The following is a 17,992-nucleotide window of genomic DNA, read 5'->3' as shown; positions in this document are numbered from 1 at the left end:
CCGCAGCCGCTCACCAGGACTCCGAAGCCCCCTCCCGCGGCCCTTCCGGCAGCGGTGCCAGCCCTTCCGCTCCGGCCCGCAGCCGCATCGCCACCAGCGGGAAGACCAGTACGGAGATCATCGCCGCGCCCACCATGGCCGCCGCTTCCCCCGCGTCGAGTACGCCGCTGTCCTGGCCGATCGTCGTGATCGCGACGACCAGGGGCAGTGCCGTCGATCCGTACAGCATCAGCGCCGCGCGGTCCTTGCGACCCAGGTCACGGGGTGCGAGCAGGACGAGCGGGAGTCCGCGTACGACCAGCAGGAGGACGAGGAAGAGCGGGAGGAGCAGGAGCGAGCGGCCGTTCTCGAAGAGGGACGACAGGTCGAATTCGACGCCGGTGACGATGAAGAACACCGGCACCAGGAAGCCGAAGCCCATCGCCTCCAGCCTTCCGAGGATTTCCTGACTGCTGTCCGGTGCCGCCTCTTGCAGTACGAGCCGCATGATGATTCCGGCCGCGAACGCGCCCAGCAGAATGTCCAGCCCGAACACCTGAGAGATGCCGACCATGACGGCCAGCAGCAGGACGAACAGCCGGACAGCGAACTGGCCGCTGCTGTGCAGGGTGCGCGCGATGATCCGGTAGAACCACATCGGGCTCGGCTTCAGGGCCCAGTAGACGGCTCCGGCGGTCAGCAGCGCGAAGGCGAAGAGCAGGATGGCCGACTCGCCGGGGTTGCGGCCGCTGAGCAGCAGCCCCATCGCGATGATCGGTCCGAACTCGCCGACCGCCCCGGTAGCCATCATCACCGAGCCGAAGCGGGTGCCCAGGTCCCCGGAGTCGCGCAGTACGGGCAGCACGGTACCGAGGGCCGTACTGGTGAGCGCGGTGCCGACGACGATCGCCTTGGTGAGGTCACCGGCGGCGAAGCCGAAGGCGATGGCCAGGCCGAGGGCGAGCGCGACGATCCAGGCGCAGCCGGCGCGCTTGAGGGTGTCGCCGCGCACCTTGGCGAACTCGATCTCGTACCCGGCGATGAACATCAAGGTGGCCAGTCCGAGGTCGGACAGGACGTTGACGGCTTCTCCCGGGTGCGCCCAGCCGAGGACGTCCGGGCCGATCAGGATGCCCAGCACGATCTCGAAGATGACCAGTGGCACGGGCAGCCAGCGGCCGAGGCCGTATGCGAGGAGCGGGGCGGCCACGGCGATCGCCATGATCAATACGAGCGTTGCGGACTGCGACATAAGCCGCTTTTCTACCACAACGGGCAGCGCGATCCCGTCTCGCCAACCGCCTGGCCCGGCACACTCGCGACCGCGACGCCTTTTGCGGCTCGGCACCACGTGCGGACGTTTCCGTATGCCGCCGAATGCGCGCGCCCTGGAGGCACGCCGTCCGGTCGAATCGCCGACTGAACCGCTCGCTTCACCGCGCGGCGCAGACTTGCCGATATGACGCGTCCGCGGCAGCCATCACGAGGTGAGCCACCAGGCGAACACCGTTGCCGTACAGCGTGTTGCCTGCCGCCTCGAACTACACCACAAGCCGCCTCATCTGCGATGACGCCCACTTCAGAAGCGCCGCTCGCCACGCCCGCCGAAGCATCCAGGACCGTACGGGACCGCCGAAGCACCACGCAACCAGGCGCATCAGCCAACAACAGCCGCACAAGGAGAGCACACCCACAGCCCTCCTCTCCCCCGCCTCCGCCCCCGTGGCCGAACCCTCAAGGTCGACGCGCGGCGGCACGCTCGACGGCGCGGTCAGGGCGAACACCTGGCATGGATACCCCCTAGGGGTATAGAGTTACGGACATCAGGAAACACCGGTGAACTCACGGGTTCCCGGGTTCCCCCGTCATACGTGCCTGAGAGCGAACACTTCGAGCACGGCGACCACACGCAACAAGGAGAAAGCCATGACTGCCGAAGCGACCAACGGCTCCTGCTGCTCCCCCGAAGGCTCCTGCCACTCGGGTGCCGCCGACGTCCAGGTCGGCGACGTCACCACCACGTACAAGGTCAGCGGTATGACCTGCGGCCACTGCGAGGGCGCCGTCTCCTCCGAGATCTCGGAGATCCCAGGTGTGCACTCGGTGCAGGCGTCCGCCGCCACCGGTCTGGTGACCGTCGTCTCCAAGGCACCGCTGGACGAGTCGGCCGTACGCGCGGCGGTTGACGAGGCGGGCTACGAACTCGAAGGCCCGGCGGCCTGAGTCCGATGGCCGGTACGACCGCACAGGCGCGGGTCGAGCTCGCCATCGGCGGCATGACCTGCGCCTCGTGCGCGGCGCGCGTGGAGAAGAAGCTGAACCGGATGCCGGGCGTCAGCGCCACCGTGAACTTCGCCACCGAGAAGGCTCGGGTCGAGTACGGCGACGGGGTGTCCGTGGACGACCTGATCGCGACGGTCGAGAAGACGGGCTACACGGCGCGGCGGCCCGAGCCGGCCGAGCCCGCGAAGACGGCTCGGGCCGGTACCTCCGAAGGATCCGCCGACGAAACCGCCGCCGGGAACGGCGCTGCTGCTCACGACCGGGAGCTGGCCGGGCTGCGCCAGCGGCTCACTGCCTCTGTCGTGCTGGCCGTTCCCGTCGTTCTGCTGTCGATGGTGCCTTCCTTCCAGTTCGACAACTGGCAGTGGCTGTGCCTGACGCTGGCCGCGCCCGTCGTGGTCTGGGGCGCGTTTCCCTTCCACCGAGCCGCCTGGACGAACCTGCGGCACGGCGCCGCCACGATGGACACCCTGGTCTCCCTCGGCACGCTCGCCGCCTTCGGTTGGTCGCTGTGGGCGCTGTTCTTCGGCGACGCGGGCGCTCCCGGTATGCGGCACGGCTTCGACCTGACCGTGGCCCGTACGGAAGGCTCTTCCGCCATCTACCTGGAGGCCGCGGCCGGTGTGACGGCATTTCTGCTGCTCGGCCGATACCTGGAAGCCCGTTCCAAGCGGAAGGCCGGCGCCGCGCTGCGAGCGCTGATGGAGCTGGGAGCGAAGGACGTGGCGGTGCTCCGGGGTGGGCGTGAGGTTCGCGTTCCCGTGGAGCAGTTGGCTGTCGGTGACCGGTTCGTCGTACGCCCGGGCGAGAAGATCGCCACGGACGGCACGGTCGCCGAGGGCCGAGCCGCTGTGGACGCTTCGATGCTGACCGGCGAATCGGTGCCGGTCGACGTGGCTCCTGGCGACAGCGTGACAGGCGCGACGCTGAACACCAGCGGCCGCCTGGTGGTCGAGGCCACCCGGGTCGGCGGCGACACACAGCTGGCACGGATGGCCGCGCTGGTCGAGGCGGCACAGAGCGGCAAGGCCGAGGTGCAGCGGCTCGCCGACCGGGTCTCCGCCGTCTTCGTGCCCGCCGTGCTGGTGATCGCTGTCGGCACTCTGACCGGGTGGCTGCTGGCGACCGGCGACGCGACCGCTTCTTTCACGGCCGCCGTCGCCGTACTGATCATCGCTTGCCCCTGCGCGCTCGGTCTCGCGACGCCGACCGCTTTGTTGGTCGGTACGGGGCGCGGCGCGCAGCTCGGCATTCTGCTCAAGGGCCCCGAGGTACTGGAGTCGACCCGGCGCATCGATACCGTCGTGCTGGACAAGACCGGCACGGTGACCACGGGCCGGATGAGCCTTTACGAGGCCGTACCGGCACCGGGTGTCACGGAGGACGACCTGTTGCGGCTGGCGGGCGCGCTGGAGCACTCGTCGGAGCACCCGATCGCGCGCGCCATCGCAGAGGGGGCCCGCGAGCGCTTGGGGAAGCTGCCGGAGCCGGAGAGCTTCGAAAACGTGGCGGGCCTGGGCGTACGGGGTGTGGTGGACGGCCGCAGCGTCCTCGTCGGGCGCGAGCGGCTGCTGCACCAGGAGGCCGCGGAAGCGTCTTCGGCCGGGGCCCTGCCCGAGGCGCTGACCGCCGCCAGGGACGCCGCTGAGGCGGGTGGGCGGACGGCAGTACTCGTCGCCTGGGACGGGCAGCCACGCGGCCTGCTGTCGGTTGCCGACACCGTCAAGGAGAACAGCGCCGAAGCGGTCCGCCGGCTGCGCGCACTGGGGCTCACGCCCGTACTGCTGACCGGGGACAACAAAGCGGTGGCCGATGCGGTGGCGGCGGAGGTCGGCATCGGCGAGGTCATCGCGGAAGTATTGCCGGAGGACAAGGTCGCGGCCGTCGAGCGGTTGCGAGGCGAAGGCCGCAGCGTGGCGATGGTCGGCGACGGCGTCAACGATGCCGCCGCCCTGGCCGCCGCCGACCTGGGGCTGGCGATGGGGACCGGTACGGACGCCGCCATGGAGGCCGGAGATCTCACTCTCGTACGCGGTGACCTGCGGGTCGCGGCCGACGCCATCCGGCTGGCCCGCCGGACGCTCGCCACGATCAAGGGGAATCTCTTCTGGGCCTTCGGCTACAACGTCGCGGCGGTGCCGCTCGCGGCGGCCGGACTGCTCAACCCGATGATCGCGGGGGCGGCGATGGCCTTCTCCTCGGTCTTCGTGGTCAGTAACAGCCTCAGGTTGCGGCGCTTCCGCTGACGGAATGTAGGTGGCGGCAAAAATTTTCGCCTTCACAACTTCCCTACATCTGACACAACACCCATACTCAAGGGCCTCGATCTCCAGATCGAGACCCTTGACCGTATTCGCCCCCTTATGGCAAGAGACCCAGATCACAGCGATTGGAACGTAACCATTGCGGGGGGTCGCGAGTCTAACCGGGCGGTGCAGGCACCTCGGCGGGGCTTGCACCGCAACGGCCAGGCTGGTCTTGGGGGACCACGCCCGGCAACGCGTGGCCGGGGCGACGTGCCCGGGGAGCTTTGAGCGGCCCTCCCGTACGTGCGCGTCCCGGCAGATCGCGGTACCACCATGAAGCGCCCGGACGGATCCCGTGGGGGGAATCCGACCCGGGGAACAAGGGAAGCGCCCCGCGCTCCGGACCCGTGGGGGGATCTGGAGGCGGGGCGCTTTCTGCTGGCGGACCGGCTCGGGCCGCCACGTGGGCGGCCGGCCGGTCAGCAGCCGTCCCGGAACCCGGGAGGACCTCAGCGCTCCTCGACCGGGACGAAGTCGCGCTCGACGACCCCGGTGTAGATCTGGCGCGGGCGGCCGATACGGGAACCCGGCTCCTTGATCATCTCGTGCCACTGGGCGATCCAGCCGGGCAGCCGGCCGAGCGCGAAGAGCACGGTGAACATCTCGGTCGGGAAGCCCATGGCCCGGTAGATCAGACCGGTGTAGAAGTCCACGTTCGGGTAGAGCTTGCGCGAGACGAAGTAATCGTCGGAAAGCGCGTGCTCCTCCAGCTTGAGCGCGATGTCCAGCAGCTCGTCGCTCTTGCCGAGCGCCGAGAGGACGTCGTGCGCCGCCGCCTTGATGATCTTCGCCCGGGGGTCGAAGTTCTTGTAGACGCGGTGCCCGAAGCCCATGAGCTTCACGCCGTCTTCCTTGTTCTTCACCTTGCGGATGAAGGAGTCGACGTCACCGCCGTCGCGCTGGATGCCCTCCAGCATCTCCAGCACCGACTGGTTGGCACCGCCGTGCAGCGGGCCCCACAGCGCGTTGATGCCGGCCGAGATCGAGGCGAACAGGTTCGCCTGCGAGGAGCCGACCAGGCGCACGGTGGAGGTCGAGCAGTTCTGCTCGTGGTCCGCGTGCAGGATGAGCAGCTTGTCCAGGGCGCTGACCACGACCGGGTCGAGCTCGTACTCGGCGGCCGGCACGGAGAAGGTCATGCGCAGGAAGTTCTCGACGTAGCCGAGGTCGTTGCGCGGGTAGACCACCGGGTGGCCGACCGACTTCTTGTACGCGTACGCGGCGATCGTCGGAAGCTTGGCCAGCAGCCGGATCGTCGAGATGTGGCGCTGCCGCTCGTCGAACGGGTTGTGGCTGTCCTGGTAGAACGTCGACAGCGCGCTGACCACCGAGGACAGCATCGCCATCGGGTGGGCGTCCCGCGGGAAGCCGTCGAAGAACCGCTTGACGTCCTCGTGAAGCAGGGTGTGGTAAGTGATGTCCTGCTTGAAGTTCGCCAGCTGGTCCACGGTGGGCAGCTCACCGTTGATCAGCAGGTAAGCGGTCTCGACGAACGTGCTGCGCTCTGCGAGCTGCTCGATCGGGTAGCCGCGGTACCGAAGAACACCGTTCTCACCGTCCAGGTAGGTGATCGCGGATTTGTACGCGGCAGTGTTGCCGTAACCGGAATCCAGGGTCACCAGACCGGTCTGGGCGCGCAGCTTCGAGATGTCGAAGCCCTTGTCGCCGACGCTGCTGTCGACGACCGGGTAGCTGTATTCGCCGTCCCCGTAACGCAGTACTACAGAGTTGTCGCTCACGTCATCCCTCACCGACGTTGTGCCTCTTCTTCGAGGTGCCCTGACTGCCTATACCTTCCCCCATTTGGACCTTGCCTGTGCACTCGGGGTCGGCCATAGGGCCTCCGGACGGCACTCAGTGCCGTTTCAGCTGCCCATCCTGCTCCCCTTCGCCCCGTTTGGGGAAGAGGTGACCACGCACTGCGCCTGCGAGTCGGTGACGAAGCGCGGTCCACCTCCGCCCGGCCGATACGGTGCGTACAGCCTGCCCCAGAGCCTTACGGGAGCCGACCAGCACCACGAGCCGTTTTGCCCGCGTAACACCCGTATAGAGCAGGTTTCTCTGCAGCATCATCCAAGCGCCGGTGGTGACCGGAATCACCACCGCCGGATACTCGCTGCCCTGGGAGCGGTGGATGGTCACCGCGTAGGCGTGTGCCAGTTCGTCCAGCTCGTCGAATTCGTAGGAGACCTCCTCGTCCTCGTCCGTGAGCACCGTGAGCCACTGCTCGTCCGAGTTGATCTTGGTGACGACGCCGACGGTGCCGTTGAAGACGCCGTTGCTGCCCTTCTCGTAGTTGTTGCGGATCTGCGTCACCTTGTCGCCCACCCGGAACACCCGGCCGCCGACACGCCGCTCCGGCACGTCCGGCCGGGCCGGGGTGAGGGCCTGCTGGAGGAGCCCGTTCAGCGTGCCGGCGCCGGCCGGGCCGCGGTGCATCGGTGTGAGCACCTGCACGTCGCGGCGCGGGTCCAGGCCGAACTTCGCGGGGATACGGCGAGCGACCACATCGACCGCGACCCGCCCGGCCGCTTCGGAATCCTCCTCGGCGAAGAGGTAGAAATCGGTCATGCCTTCCGTGATCGGGAACGCACCCACGTTGATGCGGTGGGCGTTCGTGACCACGCCCGACTTCTGAGCCTGGCGGAAGATCCGGGTCAGCCGTACGGACGGGACCGGGCAGCGCTCGGCGAGCAGATCGCGCAGCACCTCACCGGCGCCCACCGAGGGCAGCTGGTCCACGTCACCCACCAGGAGCAGGTGGGCACCCGGCGGCACTGCCTTGATGAGCTTGTTGGCGAGCAGCAGATCGAGCATGGACGCCTCGTCGACCACGATCAGGTCGGCGTCCAGAGGACGGTCCTTGTCGTACGCGGCGTCCCCGCCCGGCTTGAGCTCCAGCAGCCGGTGCACCGTGGACGCCTCGACGCCCGTCAGCTCCGAGAGTCGCTTGGCGGCCCGGCCGGTGGGGGCCGCGAGGACCACTTTGGCCTTCTTGGCTCGGGCCAGCTCCACGATCGAACGGACCGTGAAGGACTTCCCGCACCCCGGGCCGCCGGTCAGCACCGCGACCTTCTCCGTGAGCGCCAGCCGTACGGCGGCCTCCTGCTCGGGCGCCAGGCTCGCCTTCGTATGCTCGGCGAGCCAGGCCAGTGCCTTGTCCCAGTTCACGGTCCGGAACGACGGCAGGCGGTCCTCGCGCGTGCCCAGCAGCCGTAGCAGCTGGGCTGCCAGGGACGTCTCGGCCCGGTAGAAGGGAATCAAGTAGACGGCGGTGATGGGGTCCCCGCCGTCCGGAGCGGGCACGGTCTCACGGATCACGCCTTCCGGATTCACCGCCAGCTCCCCGAGGCAGTCGATGACCAGTCCGGTGTCGACATGCAGCAACTTGACCGATGAGGCGATCAGTTCCTCCTCCGGGAGGAAACAGTGCCCCTGGTCGGTGGACTGCGCGAGGGCGTACTGCAGCCCCGCCTTGACCCGTTCCGGGCTGTCCTGCGGGATGCCGATGGCCTGGGCGATGCGGTCGGCGGTCAGGAAGCCGATGCCCCAGACGTCGGCGGCCAGGCGGTAGGGCTCGTTCTTGACGATGGAGATCGAGGCATCGCCGTACTTCTTGTAGATGCGCACCGCGATGGAGGTGGAGACGCCCACTCCCTGGAGGAAGACCATGACCTCCTTGATGGCCTTCTGTTCTTCCCAGGCATCGGCGATCAGTTTCATGCGCTTCGGCCCGAGGCCGGGCACCTCGACGAGGCGCTTGGGCTCCTGCTCGATGATGTCGAGAGTGTCCAGACCGAAGTACTCGGTGATGCGGTCGGCCATGACCGGGCCGATGCCCTTGATCAGGCCGGAGCCGAGGTAGCGCCGTATGCCCTGGATCGTGGCGGGCAGGACGGTGGTGTAGTTCTCGACGGTGAACTGCCGTCCGTACTGCGGATGGGAGCCCCAACGGCCCTCCAGGCGCAGCGACTCCCCCGGCTGTGCGCCCAGCAGCGACCCGACGACAGTGAGGAGATCGCCGGAGCCGCCCGTGTCCAGGCGCGCGACCGTGTAACCGGTCTCCTCATTGGCGTAGGTGATCCGCTCCAGGACCCCTTCGACCACGGCTGGAATGAACATGAAACGACCGTACCGCCAGCGTCCGACATCGCGTTCGGGCCTGTGGATAACTCGTATCGGAGCTGGCTGTGGAGGCTTTGCGGTGAGGTCCGCCGCGGGCGGTGCACAGCTGGCGCGGCTGACGCAGCGAACACTTCGGCAGCGGATCCGGCGGCCTTGGCGACGGCCCCGCCGTGAACGCTTCGAGGGGCCCGGCCTGGCGCCCGGACCCCTCGACTCCCCCTTTGTTCGGCCCCCTGATCCCCCCTCGGATCCCCCCGGTTCCCTCTCCCCTTGGGAGCCTGACGACATGTACGACCCGCCCGGCCCGGGAACGGTTGCATGGATTCGGTGAGTTATTTCATCGTTACCTGGTGTGCATGAGGTGAGTGGTGAAACGCTCGACGACTTCGGCCAGCACTTCGGCCCCCGGTCGCTCCCACAGCGACGGGTTGAAGATCTCAACCTCGATGGGTCCCCGGTAGCCGGCGGCGTCGACCTGTTCGCGGAACCACTGCAGGTCCACCGCGCCGTCACCGAGCTGACCGCGTCCGAGCAACACCCCCGCGGGCAACGGTGTGATCCAGTCGGCGAGTTGGAGTGCCGCGATGCGCCCGGCAGCCCCTGCGCGTTCGATCTGCGAGCCGATCGTGTCGTCCCACCACAGGTGGTACGTGTCCACGACCACGCCCACCCGCTCGGCCGGGAACCTTTCGGCCAGGTCGAGGGCTTGGGCGAGGGTGGAGACGACGCAGCGGTCCGCTGCGTACATGGGGTGCAGTGGTTCGAGCGCGAGCCGCACTCCCGCATCGGCCGCGTAGGGTGCCAGTTCCTCCAGTGCGCTGGCGACACGTTCCCGAGCTCCGTGCAAGTCGTGGCTGCCGGACGGCAACCCGCCGGATACGAGAACGAGGGTGTCGGTGCCGAGCGCGGCCGCTTCCTCAATGGCTGCCCGGTTGTCGGCCAGCGCGTCCGCGCGTTCCTTGGGATCGGAAGCGGTGAAGAATCCGCCGCGGCACAGACTCGTTACGGCCAGCCCCGCGTCCCGTATGAGCCGGGCAGCGGCAGCCAGCCCGTACTCCTGTACCGGGGCACGCCAGAGGCCGACACCGGGTACTCCCGCTCGGGCGCAGCCGTCGGCGAGTTCGGGCAGGGACCATTGCTTGACGGTCTGCTGGTTGAGGCTGAACCGGGCGAACAGACCGGCCCGTTCTTCCATTCCGCCATTGGCTCCAACTCTCATGCCACGCCGCCTCCGAAAACCGAACACAGTTGACGCATGCGAGACTTCGCCAGTTCGGGGTCCGGGAACAGCCCCAGGCCATCGGCCAGTTCGTACGCCCGCTCCAGGTGCGGCAGCGAGCGGGCCGACTGGAGGCCGCCCACCATCGTGAAATGCGACTGGTGCCCAGAAAGCCAGGCCAGCAGGACGACACCGGTCTTGTAGTAGCGCGTCGGCGTCCGGAAGAGGTGCCGGGAGAGTGTGACGGTCGGATCCAGCAGCTTGCGGAAGGCGGCCGTGTCGCGGCTGTCGAGCAGGCGTACGGCATCCGCCGCCAGCGGAGCGAGGGGGTCGAAGATGCCCAGCAGGGCATCGCTGTGTCCGTGTTCGTCGCCGGCGATCAGCTCGGGGTAGTGGAAGTCGTCACCTGTGTAGCACCGCACACCGTCCGGGAGACGACGGCGCAGTTGAACCTCACGGTCGGCGTCCAGGAGCGACACCTTCACGCCGTCCACCTTGGCCGGGTGCTCGGCGATGATCTGCAGGAACGTGTCGGTCGCGGTGTCCAGCTCCGAGCTGCCCCAGTACCCCTCCAGCGCCGGGTCGAACATCGGGCCGAGCCAGTGGAGGATCACCGGCTCGGCGGCCTGGCGCAGCAGATGCCCGTACACCTCCGCGTACGATTCCGCGCTTGTGGCCGCCGCGGCGAGGTGCCGGGACGCCATGACGATGGCCTGGGCTCCTGCGTCCTCGACAAGGGCCAGCTGCTCCTCGTAGGCGGCTCTGATGTCGGCCAGGCTCGCCGAGGAGACTTCCAGTTGGTCCGTGCCGACACCGCATGCGATGCGACCGCCGACCGCCGCTGCCTCGGCGGCGGATCGCCGGATCAGCTCGGCCGCCGAGTCCCAGTCGAGTCCCATGCCTCGCTGCGCGGTGTCCATGGCTTCGGCCACGCCAAGGCCGCTCGACCACAGGTGGTGGCGGAAGGCGAGGGTGGCGTCCCAGTCGATGGCGGCGGGGTCGCCCGGGGCGGTGTCGGCGAAGGGGTCGGCGACAACGTGGGCGGCAGCGAAGACAGTACGGGAGACGAAGGGGGCGGCGCGGTTCGGGTGATCAGCGGGTGTCCGGACGATGCCGGGATCGGTTCGGTGGGGATCGGCCATTGGTCCGGAACCGCTCAGCCGCCTGCTCATCGCCCCAGCTCCGGCACGTCCAGGCGGCGGCCCTCCGCCGACGACTTCAGTCCCAGTTCAGCAAGCTGCACGCCGCGCGCACCCGCCGCCAGGTCCCAGCGCCAGGGATCGTCCCGTACGACGTGGCGCAGGAACAGCTCCCACTGCGCCTTGAAGCCGTTGTCGAAGTCGCCGTTGTCCGGGACTTCCTGCCACTGGTCGCGGAAAGGCTCGGAGGTGGGTACGTCCGGATTCCAGACCGGTTTGGGAGTCGCGGCCCGGTGCTGGACGCGGCAGCCGCGCAATCCCGCGACAGCCGAGCCTTCCGTACCGTCCACCTGGAACTCGACCAGTTCGTCGCGGTGCACCCGTACCGCCCACGACGAGTTGATCTGCGCGACGATGCCACCGTCGAGTTGGAAGATGCCGTAGGCGGCGTCGTCCGCGGTGGCGTCGTACGGCTTGCCGTTCTCGTCACAGCGGCGCGGCACATGTGTGGTGACCTGCGCCTGTACGGTCCGCACCGGGCCGAAGAGTTCGTGCAGGACGTACTCCCAATGCGGGAACATGTCGACCGCGATGCCGCCACCGTCCTCGGCTCGGTAGTTCCAGGAAGGGCGCTGCGCCGGCTGCCAGTCGCCCTCGAAGACCCAGTAGCCGAACTCTCCCCGTACGGACAGGATGCGGCCGAAGAAGCCGCCTTCGACCAGGCGGCGGAGCTTGAGCAGGCCGGGCAGGAAGAGCTTGTCCTGGACGACGCCGTGTTTGACGCCGGCTTCGTCGGCCAGCCGGGCCAGTTCCAGTGCACCGTCGAGTCCGGTGGCGGTGGGCTTCTCGCAGTAGAGATGTTTTCCGGCAGCAATCGCTTTCTTCACCGCGTCCTCGCGGGCAGCGGTGACCTGCGCGTCGAAGTAGATGTCGATGCTGTCGTCCGCGAGCACGGCGTCCAGGTCGGTGTTCCACTGCGCCAGGCCGTGGCGCTCGGCCAGTGCCCGCAGCTTGTGTTCGCTGCGGCCGACGAGGACCGGCTCGGGCCAGATCACCGTGCCGTCGCCGAGGCCCAGGCCGCCTTGTTCCTGCAGCGCGAGGATGGAGCGGACCAGGTGCTGGCGGTAGCCCATGCGCCCGGTCACGCCGTTCATGGCGATGCGTACGGTCTCGCGTGTCATGGGCCGGCCCTTCTGGAGAACTCGGCTCGCGTGGCGGGCCCGGTGCCAACACCGGCCTCGTAGGGCGAGCGGATGACAACGATCGACGGCGAACGACAGCGGTGGGCAAGACGACGGCGAGCGCGAATCCGGAACGCATAGCAAGCGCTTTCCATCGCGGGAGAAGCTAGCCTGCGGCGCAAGGCCGGGACAAGGGGTACGACATGGGGCGGGGCGATCGATGGCAGTGACGCTGGCGGATGTCGCGACGCGGGCGCGGGTCTCCACGGCCACCGTCTCGCGTGTGCTGAACGGCAACTATCCGGTCGCCGAGAACACTCGCGCCCGGGTGCTGCGTGCCGTGGCAGAGCTGGAATACGTGGTCAACGGCCCGGCGAGCGCGCTGGCCGCCGCCACTTCCGACCTGGTGGGCATCCTCGTCAACGACATCGCCGACCCGTTCTTCGGGATCATCGCCTCGGCCGTCCAGTCCGAAATGAGTACCGGTACGGGGCAGCACATCGGTGGCGGAACGGTCATCCGAACGGGTGACGGCGACACGCGCCGGAGTCCGGGCGGCGGCCCCGCGTTCGTACCGGCCGACGAAAAACTGGCCGTGGTGTGCAACACCGGAGGTTCCCCGGAGCGTGAGCTGACATATCTCACACTGCTCCAGCGGCAACGCGCGGCCGCCGTCGTACTGACCGGCGGCGCGGTGGAGGACGCCGGTCACGCCGCAGCCGTGACCGCCACACTCAAGCGCCTCGCCTCGTCCGGCACCCGGGTGGTGCTGTGCGGCCGTCCGCCCCTGGGCCCGGAGGCCGATGCACGGAAGATCGGGGTGGCCGCTGGGACACGTACCGGTGTGGAGGCGCGCATCGTGGAGCGCGCCGTCCAGCAGGCTGACGCGGTTCCTCCCCCCGTCACCCTCGCCTTCGACAACCGCGGCGGCGCCCAGCGGCTCACCGAGCATCTGATTTCGCTCGGGCACCAGCGCATCGGGTACGTTGCCGGGCCCGTCGGCCGCACCACCACCCGGCACCGCCTGGAGGGCCATCGCGCCGCCCTCGCCGCGCACGGCATCCCGGATCCGGCCCACCGCACCGTCCACGGTGCCTACGATCGTGCCGTCGGTTACGACGCCGCCCTGGAACTGCTTCGCCGGGACTCCACTTTGACGGCCGTCATCGCGGCCAACGACACCGCCGCGCTCGGAGTGTGCGCCGCCCTGCGCGACCGCGGCCTGCGGATACCCGGCGATATTTCCGTGGCGGGCTTCGATGACCTGCCGTTCAGCGCGGACGCCGCTCCGGCGCTCACCACCGTACGGCTGCCGCTCCAGGAAGCCGGTGCGCGGGCCGGGCGGCTGGCGATGGGCCGCGAAACGCCACCGCCGGGAGAAATCGCCACGCTGCGCGGCGACTTGATGGTGCGCGAATCGACCGCTTCCCCCTACGCTTGACTCAGTCAACCTTGACTGAGTCAACGGCAAGACGGGGAGTGCCATGGCGGGACCAGAGGGCCGGCAAGTCCAGCAGATCCGCAGCTTCAACCGCTTCTACACGAACCTCATAGGCGCCCTCGACTACGGCCGTCACCTCTACACCCCGTACACCCTCACCGAGGCTCGCGTCCTGTACGAGATCTCCCACGGTCACCGCGTGGACGCCGCCGACCTGCGCACGTCGCTCTCCCTGGACGCGGGCTACCTCAGCAGGCTGCTCACCAGGTTCGAGGAGAGCGGGCTGATCACCCGCAGACCCTCGGAGCGGGACGGCCGGCGGCAGCGCATCGCCCTCACCGAGCACGGCCGCGCGACCGCGCACCTCCTGGAGGAGCGTTCCCGCGACTCCGCGGGGACGCTCCTCAGCCGCCTTCCCGGCCCCGACCGATCCCGTCTGCTGGATTCGATGGCGACCATACGAGAGCTGCTCGGCGATGCGGCGGAGCGACCGGCGCCCGTCTTGGAGCTCCGCGATGCCGAACCCGGTGATCTTGGCTGGATGGTGCAACGGAACGCTGTCCTGTATGCGCGGGAGTACGGCTTTGGCCTCGCTTATGAAGCACTGGTAGCGCGGATCGTCGCCGAGTACGCCGAGCGCTACGACCCGCTCTGGGACCGCACGTGGATCGCCGAGCTGGACGGTGATCGGGTCGGTGCGGTCATGTGCGTACGGGACGGGACCGGAGCCCTTCCCCACAAGCCACGGACGGCGCGGCTGCGGTTGCTCCTCGTCGAACCGGAGGCCCGCGGACGCGGCGTCGGGCAGGCCCTCGTCTCCGCCTGTGTCGGCTTCGCCCGCGAGGCCGGCTACCGCGAGCTGGTGCTGTGGACGAACTCCGTACTGAGTGCGGCCCGCGTCCTGTACGAGCGCGCGGGCTTCGAGCTGACCGCGGAGAAGCCGCACCGCAGTTTCGGTCGGGAGCTTGTCGGTCAGGACTGGCGTTTGCCGCTCTGATCTGTGTTCACATGGTTCTCATGAGCGATATGCGATATGCGTTCTCGACACTCGGAGTGCCCGGGATGCCGGTGGGCGAGGTCGTGCGGCTGGCGGCCGGTGCCGGATTCGGCGGGGTGGAGCTGCGGGCTCATCCCGAGGAACAGGTGCATCCGCGCATCGGCCTGCGGGAACGGGCCGCGGTGCGTGAGCAGTTCGCCGAGGCCGGGGTGGAGATCCTCGCGGTGTCCGGTTACGCACGGGTGGCCGCTGCCCACGACGAGCGCGGGGAGGAGGAGCTGGCGGCGGAGCTGACCGAGTTGGTGGTGCTGGCGTCGGACCTGGGCGCGCAGTTCGTCCGGGTGTTCCCCGGCGGTGGTGACCGGCCCGCCGGCGAGGCCGATGCGGACGCGGCCCGGCACCTGGCCGCGGTCGCGCCGTTCGCGGCGGAACGGGGCGTGCGCGTCCTCCTGGAGACGCACGACTCGCATCCCCGGGGCGCCGACGCAGCACGCGTGCTGGGCCCTGTGGGCCACCGGAACATCGGTGCGCTGTGGGATGTGCTCCACCCGTGGCTCGCCGGCGAGGAGCCGGTCGACACGTATGCCGGGCTCGCCCCGTATCTCGGCTTCGTGCAGGTCAAGGATGTGGCCTCCACCGAGGACACCGCTCCCCTGCCGCTCGGTGCCGGGACGGTTCCGCTGGCCGACTGCATCGGTACGCTCGCCCGCGCGCAGTGGGACGGCTGGCTGTGCTGGGAGTACGAGAAGCGGTGGTACCCGCGAGCCGCAGAACTGCCCGGACTGCTCAGCTCGGGACGCGAGTACCTGGAGCGACTGGTGGCATCGGCGACCTCCTGAAAACCCGCGTTCAGAAGCGCGGCCTGGCGTATGCGGGGGCTGCCAGGCGCTGAGGTGCGTGCGTGGCCGTACGTGCATCCGCCCCGTGCCCATGCGGCCGACGTCCTCTCCGGGGAAGGCCCGGTGGGCGCCTCAAAAACACATCCCACCCACATCCGTACCATTTCCCGTATTCGCGTCGAACCGGGGAACCCACCCGGGCCGCCGACCGTCAAAACGGTGTGCTGTGTGACCCCGCAGAGCGGTGTCGGCCTCGCTGCTGGCTGCGTTGCTGACCACCCTCTCCGCCGCCTGCGGCCGACAGCACCCGCCACCGGTGCACCCCCCTCCAACGCGCCGGTGGCGGATCACTGCTCGGCCTTTGCCCGAGCCCGGCCGCGTGTCCGCGTACGCGCTCTCCTTCTTGTCGCGCGTCGCCAGGTCCCCCGACTGGCAGAGCCGTTGAGCATTGACCGGCAATACTTTTCCGACTATCCGTGACTTCTTGGAAGTTTCCTTCACACCGCCGGGGCAGCACTCGGCGCGGAGACCCTCCGGAAGGAGCGCAGATGCACTCCAGACGTACCGTCCTGACCACCGCCGCGGCCGCCGCCTGTGCCATGAGCACGGGCGGCGGCGCCGTTCACGCAGCCGCCTCCGGCTCGCGCGTCACCGGTGCCGCCGCCCGTGATCGCGCGGCCCGGCTCATCGGAGAGATGAACCTGGAGGAGAAAGTCGGGCAGCTCTTCGTGATGCGGGTCTACGGGCATTCCGCGACCGATCCCGACCCGGCCGACGCCGAGGCCAACCGCAAGGAGATGGGCGTCTCCAACGCTGCCGAGCTGATCGCCAAGTACCACCTCGGCGGCATCATCTATTTCGGCTGGGCGCACAACACCCGAGAGCCGCACCAGATCGCCGACCTCTCCAACGGCATCCAGCGGGCCGCCGCCGCGCAGCGCGTCCCCGTGCCGCTGCTGATCTCGACCGATCAGGAGCACGGAATAGTGGCCCGGATCGGCGCGCCCGCCACGCTCTTCCCCGGCGCGATGGCGCTGGGCGCCGGCCGCTCGCGCGAGGACGCCCGTACGGCCGGTCGGATCGCCAGCGAGGAGCTGCACGCGATGGGCATCCGGCAGGACTACGCGCCGGTCGCCGACGTGAACGTCAACGCCGCGAACCCGGTGATCGGCGTCCGGTCCTTCGGCTCGGACCCGAAGGCGGTGGCGCGGCTGGTCACCGCCCAGGTGCGGGGTTACCAGAGCGCGGGGGTCGCCGCGACGGCCAAGCACTTTCCCGGGCACGGCGACACCGACACCGACAGCCACGTCGGGCTGCCCACGATTCGCCACACGGCCGAGGAGTGGGAGCGGCTGGACGCCCCGCCGTTCCGCGCCGCGATCGAGGCCGGCATCGACTCGGTCATGACGGCGCACATCGTCGTCCCGGCCTTCGACGCGAGCGGCGACCCGGCCACGCTGTCCCGCCCGATCCTCACCGGCATCCTGCGTGAACGGCTCGGTTACGACGGTGTGGTGGTGACCGACTCGCTCGGCATGGAGGGCGTACGGACCAAGTACGGCGACGACCGTGTGCCGGTGCTCGCGCTCGAGGCGGGCGTTGACCAGTTGCTCAATCCGCCCGACATCGCCGTCGCCTTCGCCGGCGTCCTGAAGGCGGTACGGACGGGTGAGCTCACCGAGCGCGACATTGACGAGAAACTGCTGCGCATTCTGCGGCTCAAGGAACGGCGCGGACTGTTCGACGGTCCGTATACGACGCACCGCGCGGTGGACCGTACGGTCGGGACGCGGCAGCACCTGGCCACAGCGGACCGGATCGCCGACCGCACCACGACGCTGCTCGTCAACGAGGGCGGCCTGCTGCCCCTGTCCAGGCGCGCGCAGCGGCGGTTGCTGGTGGTCGGGGCCGATCCGGCGTCGCCGTCCGGTACCGGCGGCCCACCCACCAAAGTGCTTGCCGAAACCTTCCATCAACTGGGGTTCACGGCGACACAGTTCTCCACCGGTACCGCGCCCACCCGCGAAAAGATCGGCCAGGCGGTAGCGGCGCTGGAGCAACGGGACGCGGTGGTCGTGGCGACGTACAACGTCACGGCCACGTCGTCACAGCGCGCCCTCGTCGACGCGCTGCTGGCCACCGGCAAACCGGTCGTGCAGCTGGCCGTCCGCAACCCGTACGACATCGCGCACCTGCCGGGCGTACGGGCAGGCCTGGCCGCCTACTCGTGGACGGACGTGGAACTGCGGGCCGCCGCACGCGTGATCGCCGGCCGGCGCGATCCGGAGGGGAGGCTGCCGGTCCCGGTGATGCGTGCCGACGCGCCGGGCTCGGTGCTCTACTCCGCCGGGTACGGCCTGTCGTACTGAGCGGACGAACGGGACGGGGCAGCGGCCGTACGGGCTTCCGGGCACGGAGTCCCGTACGGCTCCCCGCGCTTCCGTCGTACGGCCGGTGTACCGCCGGACCCGGAGCGGTTCGTA

General features: G+C 69.3%; 12 protein-coding genes. 6 read left to right on the top strand and 6 right to left on the bottom strand.

The features are described 5' to 3' along the window. Positions 1–10: 10 nt before the first annotated feature. Entirely contained in the window at positions 11–1,231 is a 1,221-nt protein-coding gene (locus CP973_RS07390; protein WP_150238661.1) for a cation:proton antiporter, read from the bottom strand. Positions 1,232–1,905: 674 nt separating this feature from the next. On the opposite strand from CP973_RS07390, the gene CP973_RS07385 reads away from it, so the two are divergent. After that, a complete protein-coding gene (locus CP973_RS07385; protein ID WP_150238659.1) occupies positions 1,906–2,202 on the top strand; it encodes a heavy-metal-associated domain-containing protein in 297 nt (98 codons plus the stop codon). A gap of 5 nt (positions 2,203–2,207) precedes the next feature. Then, a complete protein-coding gene (locus tag CP973_RS07380) occupies positions 2,208–4,508 on the top strand; it encodes a heavy metal translocating P-type ATPase (protein WP_150238657.1) in 2,301 nt (766 codons plus the stop codon). 509 nt (positions 4,509–5,017) lie between these two features. On the opposite strand, the gene CP973_RS07375 is transcribed toward CP973_RS07380, so the two are convergent. The 5 genes from CP973_RS07375 to CP973_RS07355 form a co-directional block, all read right to left on the bottom strand. Beyond that, positions 5,018–6,307, bottom strand: coding sequence for a citrate synthase (locus tag CP973_RS07375; protein ID WP_150238655.1), 1,290 nt, complete (start codon positions 6,305–6,307; stop codon positions 5,018–5,020). A gap of 115 nt (positions 6,308–6,422) precedes the next feature. Continuing rightward, positions 6,423–8,690 (bottom strand): SF1B family DNA helicase RecD2, encoded by a 2,268-nt coding sequence (gene recD2, locus CP973_RS07370; RefSeq protein ID WP_150238653.1) that lies wholly within the window; start codon positions 8,688–8,690, stop codon positions 6,423–6,425. Between the two features lie 346 nt (positions 8,691–9,036). Beyond that, the gene (locus CP973_RS07365) at positions 9,037–9,888 is read right to left on the bottom strand and encodes a sugar phosphate isomerase/epimerase family protein (RefSeq protein WP_150238651.1); all 852 of its coding nucleotides are present in this window, start codon (positions 9,886–9,888) and stop codon (positions 9,037–9,039) included. A gap of 20 nt (positions 9,889–9,908) precedes the next feature. Beyond that, positions 9,909–11,084 carry a dihydrodipicolinate synthase family protein gene (locus CP973_RS07360; protein ID WP_150238649.1) on the bottom strand — a complete coding sequence of 392 codons (1,176 nt, stop codon included), beginning with the start codon at positions 11,082–11,084 and terminating at the stop codon, positions 9,909–9,911. Next, positions 11,081–12,232 (bottom strand): Gfo/Idh/MocA family protein, encoded by a 1,152-nt coding sequence (locus CP973_RS07355; RefSeq protein ID WP_150238647.1) that lies wholly within the window; start codon positions 12,230–12,232, stop codon positions 11,081–11,083. The genes CP973_RS07360 and CP973_RS07355 overlap by 4 nt, the downstream gene beginning before the upstream one ends. Positions 12,233–12,452: 220 nt before the next feature. On the opposite strand from CP973_RS07355, the gene CP973_RS07350 reads away from it, so the two are divergent. The 4 genes from CP973_RS07350 to CP973_RS07330 all read left to right on the top strand — a co-directional run bounded on the left by CP973_RS07350 (position 12,453) and on the right by CP973_RS07330 (position 17,878). Beyond that, complete coding sequence (locus CP973_RS07350) at positions 12,453–13,673, top strand: LacI family DNA-binding transcriptional regulator (protein WP_150238645.1); 1,221 nt, start codon at positions 12,453–12,455, stop codon at positions 13,671–13,673. A 43-nt stretch (positions 13,674–13,716) separates the two neighbouring features. Next, on the top strand, positions 13,717–14,670 hold the full coding sequence (locus CP973_RS07345) for a bifunctional helix-turn-helix transcriptional regulator/GNAT family N-acetyltransferase (protein ID WP_150238642.1): 954 nt from the start codon (positions 13,717–13,719) through the stop codon (positions 14,668–14,670). Between the two features lie 29 nt (positions 14,671–14,699). Then, a complete protein-coding gene (locus tag CP973_RS07340; RefSeq protein ID WP_150243237.1) occupies positions 14,700–15,509 on the top strand; it encodes a sugar phosphate isomerase/epimerase family protein in 810 nt (269 codons plus the stop codon). A gap of 548 nt (positions 15,510–16,057) precedes the next feature. Continuing rightward, the gene (locus tag CP973_RS07330; RefSeq protein ID WP_150238639.1) at positions 16,058–17,878 is read left to right on the top strand and encodes a glycoside hydrolase family 3 protein; all 1,821 of its coding nucleotides are present in this window, start codon (positions 16,058–16,060) and stop codon (positions 17,876–17,878) included. Positions 17,879–17,992 lie beyond the last annotated feature (114 nt).

The sequence above is a fragment of the Streptomyces albofaciens JCM 4342 genome (assembly GCF_008634025.1).
GTDB lineage: Bacteria > Actinomycetota > Actinomycetes > Streptomycetales > Streptomycetaceae > Streptomyces > Streptomyces albofaciens.
This window is presented reverse-complemented; position numbering and strand designations above follow the sequence as displayed.